Consider the following 7,635-nt stretch of genomic DNA (forward strand, 5'->3'; position numbering starts at 1 on the left):
GAAGCCCTTCTTTCTGATCACTGGGTCAGAATTGCTCTTTAACAATTCGGATGAGATTGAAACACGAGATTGATTCTTCTAGTTCAGAGTCAATCTCAGCGATAACGATCAAGCGTTATCCGGTGTGTCGTTGAAGTGGTTGTTTATAGCTTCAGTCGGCTGTCTCTGAAAGCCATCCTTAACAGGATGATGACCTGGCTTGCCAGGGCATCGTTCGATTTAGGTTGGTGAACAGGTCAGTTGTCTTGGGGTTATATAGTCAAGCAACTAAGCGCATACGGTGGATGCCTTGGCAGTCAGAGGCGATGAAAGACGTGGAAGCCTGCGATAAGGCTCGGGGAGCTGGCAAACAAGCTGTGATCCGGGCATCTCTGAATGGGGAAACCCACCGACTTTCGGGTCGGTATCTTACACTGAATCCATAGGTGTAAGAGGCGAACCGGGGGAACTGAAACATCTAAGTACCCCGAGGAAAAGAAATCAACCGAGATTCCCTTAGTAGCGGCGAGCGAACGGGGACCAGCCCTTAAGCTGGACGACTGGTAGGAGAAGGTTCTGGAAAGGACCGCCATAGTGGGTGATAGCCCCGTATCCGAAACCTGAGTTCAGTGAAATCGAGTAGGACGGGTCACGTGTAATCCTGTCTGAACATGGGGGGACCATCCTCCAAGGCTAAATACTCCTGACTGACCGATAGTGAACCAGTACCGTGAGGGAAAGGCGAAAAGAACCCCTGTGAGGGGAGTGAAATAGACCCTGAAACCGTATGCGTACAAGCAGTCGGAGCCCCTTCGTGGGGTGACGGCGTACCTTTTGTATAATGGGTCAGCGACTTATGTTCAGTGGCGAGGTTAACCGTGTAGGGGAGCCGTAGGGAAACCGAGTCTGAATAGGGCGACTTAGTCGCTGGGCATAGACCCGAAACCGGGCGATCTATCCATGAGCAGGGTGAAGGTGCCGTAACAGGCACTGGAGGCCCGAACCCACTGTCGTTGAAAAGCCAGGGGATGACTTGTGGATCGGAGTGAAAGGCTAATCAAGCCCGGAGATAGCTGGTTCTCCCCGAAAGCTATTTAGGTAGCGCCTCGGACGAATACCACTGGGGGTAGAGCACTGTTTCGGCTAGGGGGTCATCCCGACTTACCAACCCGATGCAAACTCCGAATACCAGTGAGTACTATCCGGGAGACACACAGCGGGTGCTAACGTCCGTTGTGGAGAGGGAAACAACCCAGACCGCCAGCTAAGGTCCCCAAGTACCAGTTAAGTGGGAAACGATGTGGGAAGGCTCAGACAGCTAGGAGGTTGGCTTAGAAGCAGCCATCCTTTAAAGAAAGCGTAATAGCTCACTAGTCGAGTCGGCCTGCGCGGAAGATGTAACGGGGCTCAAACTGGTCACCGAAGCTGCGGCTGCATACGCAAGTATGCGGGGTAGGGGAGCGTTCTGTAAGCCTGCGAAGGTGTGCCGAGAGGCATGCTGGAGGTATCAGAAGTGCGAATGCTGACATGAGTAACGATAATGGGGGTGAAAAACCCCCACGCCGGAAGACCAAGGGTTCCTGCGCAACGCTAATCGGCGCAGGGTGAGTCGGCCCCTAAGGCGAGACCGAAAGGTGTAGTCGATGGGAAACGGGTTAATATTCCCGTACCTTGGGTAGCTGCGATGGAGAGACGGAGAAGGCTAGGTGAGCCGGGCGACGGTTGTCCCGGTTTAAGCGTGTAGGAAGGGGACTTAGGCAAATCCGGGTCCTCAATTCCGAGACGTGACGACGACTGCCCTTTCAGGGCGGGAAGTCATTGATGCCAGGCTTCCAGGAAAATCTTCTAAGCTTCAGGCTACTCGGGCCCGTACCCCAAACCGACACAGGTGGTCAGGGTGAGAATCCCAAGGCGCTTGAGAGAACTCGGGTAAAGGAACTAGGCAAAATGGTGCCGTAACTTCGGGAGAAGGCACGCCGGCGTTAGGTGAAACCCCTGCGGGTGGAGCCGAGGCCGGTCGAAGATACCAGGCCCCTGCGACTGTTTATTAAAAACACAGCACTGTGCTAACACGAAAGTGGACGTATACGGTGTGACGCCTGCCCGGTGCCGGAAGGTTAATTGATGGGGTTAGTCCTCGGACGAAGCTCTTGATCGAAGCCCCGGTAAACGGCGGCCGTAACTATAACGGTCCTAAGGTAGCGAAATTCCTTGTCGGGTAAGTTCCGACCTGCACGAATGGCGTAACGATGGGGGCGCTGTCTCTACCCGAGACTCAGTGAAATTGAAATCGCCGTGAAGATGCGGTGTATCCGCGGCTAGACGGAAAGACCCCGTGAACCTTTACTATAGCTTCACAGTGAACTTTGAGCATGTTTGTGTAGGATAGCTGGGAGGCTTTGAAACCGGGACGCCAGTTCCGGTGGAGCCAACCTTGAAATACCAGCCTGACATGTTTGAGGTTCTAACTTGGTCCCCTGATCGGGGATGAGGACACTGTGTGGTGGGTAGTTTGACTGGGGCGGTCTCCTCCCAAAGCGTAACGGAGGAGCACAAAGGTGGGCTAAGCATGGTCGGACATCATGCGGTTAGTGTAATGGCACAAGCCCGCTTAACTGCGAGACAGACACGTCGAGCAGGTACGAAAGTAGGTCATAGTGATCCGGTGGTTCTGTATGGAAGGGCCATCGCTCAACGGATAAAAGGTACTCCGGGGATAACAGGCTGATACCGCCCAAGAGTTCACATCGACGGCGGTGTTTGGCACCTCGATGTCGGCTCATCACATCCTGGGGCTGAAGCCGGTCCCAAGGGTATGGCTGTTCGCCATTTAAAGTGGTACGCGAGCTGGGTTTAGAACGTCGTGAGACAGTTCGGTCCCTATCTGCCGTGGACGTTGGAGATTTGAGGAAAGCTGCTCCTAGTACGAGAGGACCGGAGTGGACGAACCTCTGGTGTTCGGGTTGTCACGCCAGTGGCACTGCCCGGTAGCTATGTTCGGACGGGATAACCGCTGAAGGCATCTAAGCGGGAAGCCCCTTCCAAGATGAGATCTCCCCGGGCCCTCGAGGCCCCTGAAGAGCCGTTCAAGACCAGGACGTTGATAGGCCGGGTGTGTAAGCGCTGCGAGGCGTTGAGCTAACCGGTACTAATTGCTCGTGCGGCTTGACTATATAACACCCAAGACAACTGCGATAACCTTGATCGTAAAGCACTTCAATCTCATCCATCCCAGTGATCAACCGTTTTGCCTGACGACCATAGCGGTCTGGAACCACCTGATCCCATCCCGAACTCAGCAGTGAAACAGACCAGCGCCGATGGTAGTGTGGCGTTGCCCATGCGAGAGTAGGTCATCGTCAGGCTCTTAATCCCAAAACCCCGACAGCTAACGCTGCCGGGGTTTTTTATTGGCCGTTAGAAAGAGATGACCTACGGGACCCGCCCCCACAACTTTGTCTTTTCCCTCCCCATATAGTTTAATCCACCAGCTTGAACCCAAATGATCATCGACCACCAGGCGGGCCTATGAACACGAAACCACTATTGAGGCTACTCGCGGATGGCGAGACCCACTCCGGAGAGTCCCTTGCCGAGTCCCTGGGTATCAGCCGTACGGCGATCTGGAAGCAGGTGCGTAAGCTTCAGGAGGAAGGTATTCAGGTAGAAACCATTCGCGGCCGTGGTTATCGGTTGCCCGCTCCCATGGACATGCTGTCGGAAGACAGCATTCGCGAAGGCCTGACTGCTTCCCTCAGGGAAAATATCTCCCTGGCTGTCCATGACCGGATCGATTCCACCAACAGCGACATTACCCGCCGTTGGCAGCAGGGAGAGGCCGGACTGCTGGTCTCCATCGCCGATTGCCAGGAGCAGGGGCGAGGTCGGCGGGGGCGTCCATGGCAGAGTCCGGTTGGGAAGAACCTTTATATGAGTGTCGGTGTTTCGATCTCGCGGGGCTTTACCGGGCTTGAAGGATTAAGTCTGGTGGCTGGTCTGGCGGCGATCGAATCACTGGGCCTGCCGGAGGAGGTCAGGCCCGGGCTGAAGTGGCCAAATGACCTGCTGGTGGATGGCCAGAAGCTTGCGGGTATCCTGATTGAGCTTCAGGGTGAGCTGGAGGGAGCGGTCCGTGTGATCGTGGGTATTGGACTGAATGTGCATATGACGGACGCCGAATCAGTGGATCAGCCCTGGACCAGCCTGTCCCTGGCGTTGCCTGGGCAGTCATGGGTCCGTAACCGCGTGGCCGCCAGTGTACTGAACCGGCTTGCCGCGCGACTCGATACCTTCGAACAGGAAGGGTTTGCGCCCTTTGAGGAGCTGTGGAACCAATACGATATTTTCCGGGGCAAGACGCTCAGGGCCACCAGTGGTGACCTGTCCGGTGTTGGTTGTGGCGTTGATGATGCCGGTCATTACCTGCTGGAGACCGGGCAGGGGGTGCAGCGAATCAGCGCCGGAGAAATCAGTCTGCGGGTGGTTTGATGAAGCTCCTGATCGATGCCGGCAATACCAGGATCAAGTGGCAACTCCGGGATAAGGGGCAGGTGCTCCACTCGGGTGCTGGCTTGCTTGAATCGGACCAGCTGTTTGAAGGTATTACGCCTGCCCACTGGCGAAAGCTATCGTCCGTGGCTGTCTCGACGGTACGCTCCGAGGCGGCGCGTCGCGATCTGGAGAACACCATCGCCACCTACACCCGTCTGCCGGTGCGGTTCTTCTGGACCCGGAGAAAATTTGGCTCCCTGACCTGTGCCTACGAGGACGCATCAACTATGGGCGCCGATCGGTGGCATGCCCTGATCGGTGCCTGGGACATGATTGGCGGGGCCTGTGTGGTGGTGGATGCCGGCAGCGCCATCACCCTGGACTGGATTGACGACAGGGGCGGGCACCTGGGTGGTTACATCCTGCCGGGTCGCGACATGATGGTCGCTTCCTTGAGGCAAAGCACGGCCCGGGTGATGTTTGATGACAGCCAGGCCGTGGTCAATACGACACCGGGTCGCTCGACTGCGGAGTGCGTATTCCACGGGGTTAGTTGGTTGATCCAGGCGTTGGCCTCGGAACTGGGGCGGCAGGTGGCGATACCGGTTCTTGTCACAGGCGGGGATGGTTCCCTTATAAAGAAGGCGCTGGATACCGCCGGTCCGGATAGCTTAGCGGTCTCTCGTCTGTGTCCGGGCCTGGTGCTTGATGGCCTGGCCCTCGTGGAGGCGGAATAGTGCGTTGGCTGGTGTTACTGTTGGTTGTTGCCAACCTGGCGCTTTTTTTCTGGTTCTCTACGGGGGATCCGGGCAACGTGCGTTCCGTGGACGAGGGGCGACTGCCGCGAGTGTCCGAAATAGAGCTCATTGACCAGCAGAGTGTGGCGGAAACAGGGGATGAGCAGATTGGTGACGATGCGACTCCCGGGGTGGAATCCCCGCCAGTCAGTGAGCCTGCCCTCGAAGAGGCTGCCGAATCGGTCGGCCAGCCCCGGGAGGCATCCCGTCAATGCTTCGTTATCGACGGGTTCGAGGAGGAGTTCGCCGCCCAGGCCTACCGGGAACAGCTTTCCGTCGGAACGCATAACATTAAGTTCGTCGGAATAACGGAGCAGGTTGAGTCCCTGGAGCCGTTCCACTGGGTCATCGTCCCGCCACTGGAAACCCGTGACGAGGCGCTGCAGCGCTACCGGGAGCTGGTCAATCAGGGGGTCGAGGCCTATGTGGTGCCATCCGGAGAACGGGAAAATGCCATTTCCCTGGGGCTGTTCCGGTCCCTTCAGTCTGCGGAGGGCGTACTCCGCCGGCGCCAGGCACAAAATATCAACGCGATACTGGTAAAGTTCCCCCGAAATCGTATAAGCTACGCGCTCGTTTTTGAGGGGGTAGCGCCATCGTCACTGGACGATTTTGGGGGCGCCTCCGCGGAAGGTGGCAGCGGGCTACAACTGATTGAAATCAGTGATTGTGAAGGTGTTGCAACCGCTGAAAAAAATCCGTAGTATACCGCCCTCGCTGATGAGGCGAGCGTGAGCTGGCGTAGCTCAGTTGGTAGAGCAGCTGACTTGTAATCAGCAGGTCGGGGGTTCGATTCCGTCCGCCAGCTCCACTTAAGTTTTTGGAGTGTCTCCGGGTTCCGGAGTCATCTCTGGAGGGGTTCCCGAGTGGCCAAAGGGATCAGACTGTAAATCTGACGCGTAAGCTTCGCAGGTTCGAATCCTGCCCCCTCCACCACTTATTGATGCGGGCATCGTATAGTGGCTATTACCTCAGCCTTCCAAGCTGATGACGCGGGTTCGATTCCCGCTGCCCGCTCCAATTTGGTTGAATGCTCATGTAGCTCAGTTGGTAGAGCACACCCTTGGTAAGGGTGAGGTCGGCGGTTCAAATCCGCCCATGAGCTCCATTTTATCCGGTCAACGTTACTGTCCTGTTGATTAGGGAGATTGGTCGAATGTCTAAAGAGAAATTTGAACGTAATAAACCGCACCTGAACGTGGGCACCATTGGTCACGTGGACCATGGCAAGACCACTCTGACGGCGGCACTGACTCGCGTATGTCACGAAGTGTGGGGTACAGGTTCTGCCAGCGCATTCGACCAGATCGATAACGCTCCGGAAGAGAAGGCGCGTGGTATCACCATCGCGACGTCTCACGTTGAGTATGATTCCCCGAACCGTCACTACGCGCACGTAGATTGCCCGGGCCACGCTGACTATGTGAAGAACATGATCACTGGTGCGGCGCAGATGGACGGTGCGATCCTGGTATGTTCCGCGGCTGACGGCCCCATGCCGCAGACCCGTGAGCACATCCTGCTGTCCCGTCAGGTTGGCGTTCCTTACATCGTGGTCTTCCTGAACAAGGCTGACATGGTGGATGACGAGGAGCTGCTGGAGCTGGTCGAGATGGAAGTTCGCGACCTGCTGAGCCAGTACGACTTCCCGGGTGACGACACTCCGATCATCACCGGTTCCGCGCTGATGGCGCTGGAAGGCAAGGATGACAACGAGATGGGTACTACCGCTGTGAAGAAGCTGGTAGAAGCCCTGGACGACTACCTGCCGGAGCCGGAGCGTGCCATCGATCAGCCGTTCCTGATGCCGATCGAGGACGTCTTCTCCATCTCCGGTCGTGGTACCGTTGTGACCGGCCGTGTTGAGCGTGGTATTGTCAAGACTGGCGACGAAGTGGAAATTGTAGGTATCAAGGATACCGTCAAGACCACCGTTACCGGTGTTGAGATGTTCCGCAAGCTGCTGGACGAAGGTCGTGCTGGTGAGAACATTGGTGCGCTGCTGCGTGGTACCAAGCGTGACGACGTTGAGCGTGGTCAGGTACTGGCGGTGCCGGGTTCCATCACTCCGCACACCAAGTTCGAGTGCGAAGTGTACGTACTGAGCAAGGACGAGGGTGGTCGTCATACTCCGTTCTTCAAGGGCTATCGTCCTCAGTTCTACTTCCGGACCACTGACGTGACTGGCTCCTGTGAGTTGCCGGAAGGCGTAGAGATGGTAATGCCGGGTGACAACGTGAAGATGTCTGTGACCCTGATCGCTCCGATCGCCATGGAAGATGGTCTGCGCTTCGCGATTCGCGAAGGTGGCCGTACCGTTGGTGCCGGCGTGGTCTCCAAGATCGTCGAGTAAGTCGCTCCGATGATC

Annotated in this window: 4 protein-coding genes, 4 tRNA genes and 2 rRNA genes; all 10 read left to right on the forward strand. The window is 56.8% G+C overall.

From position 1 onward, the window contains the following. Nucleotides 1-257 precede the first annotated feature (257 nt). A 23S ribosomal RNA gene (locus ACJO2E_RS01620) occupies nt 258-3,152 on the forward strand. Nucleotides 3,153-3,229: 77 nt separating this feature from the next. After that, nucleotides 3,230-3,344, forward strand: a 5S ribosomal RNA gene (gene rrf / locus ACJO2E_RS01625). A gap of 163 nt (nt 3,345-3,507) precedes the next feature. Beyond that, nucleotides 3,508-4,467, forward strand: coding sequence for a biotin--[acetyl-CoA-carboxylase] ligase (locus ACJO2E_RS01630; RefSeq protein WP_406961232.1), 960 nt, complete (start codon nt 3,508-3,510; stop codon nt 4,465-4,467). Beyond that, entirely contained in the window at nt 4,467-5,207 is a 741-nt protein-coding gene (locus tag ACJO2E_RS01635; RefSeq protein ID WP_406961233.1) for a type III pantothenate kinase, read from the forward strand. Before ACJO2E_RS01630 ends, ACJO2E_RS01635 begins: the two co-directional genes overlap by 1 nt. Further along, a complete protein-coding gene (locus tag ACJO2E_RS01640) occupies nt 5,207-5,971 on the forward strand; it encodes a hypothetical protein (RefSeq protein ID WP_406961234.1) in 765 nt (254 codons plus the stop codon). Before ACJO2E_RS01635 ends, ACJO2E_RS01640 begins: the two co-directional genes overlap by 1 nt. Before the next feature lie 31 nt (nt 5,972-6,002). Further along, nucleotides 6,003-6,078, forward strand: a tRNA-Thr gene (locus ACJO2E_RS01645). A 41-nt stretch (nt 6,079-6,119) separates the two neighbouring features. Next, a tRNA-Tyr gene (locus tag ACJO2E_RS01650) sits at nt 6,120-6,203 on the forward strand. Nucleotides 6,204-6,212: 9 nt separating this feature from the next. Next, nucleotides 6,213-6,287, forward strand: a tRNA-Gly gene (locus tag ACJO2E_RS01655). A gap of 12 nt (nt 6,288-6,299) precedes the next feature. Next, nucleotides 6,300-6,375: transfer RNA gene (locus tag ACJO2E_RS01660), tRNA-Thr, on the forward strand. A 48-nt stretch (nt 6,376-6,423) separates the two neighbouring features. After that, on the forward strand, nt 6,424-7,620 hold the full coding sequence (gene tuf / locus ACJO2E_RS01665; RefSeq protein WP_406961216.1) for an elongation factor Tu: 1,197 nt from the start codon (nt 6,424-6,426) through the stop codon (nt 7,618-7,620). The last annotated feature ends 15 nt before the right edge of the window (nt 7,621-7,635 follow it).

Origin of the sequence: Marinobacter shunpengi, from assembly GCF_045449695.1 — a bacterium.
Lineage (GTDB): Bacteria > Pseudomonadota > Gammaproteobacteria > Pseudomonadales > Oleiphilaceae > Marinobacter.

What these genes read in the sequence shown, in the direction of transcription:
- ACJO2E_RS01630 (WP_406961232.1), top strand. Translation starts at nt 3,508, where the DNA reads ATGAACACGAAACCACTATTGAGGCTACTCGCGGATGGCGAGACCCAC.
- ACJO2E_RS01635 (WP_406961233.1), top strand. Translation starts at nt 4,467, where the DNA reads ATGAAGCTCCTGATCGATGCCGGCAATACCAGGATCAAGTGGCAACTC.
- tuf (WP_406961216.1), top strand. Translation starts at nt 6,424, where the DNA reads ATGTCTAAAGAGAAATTTGAACGTAATAAACCGCACCTGAACGTGGGC.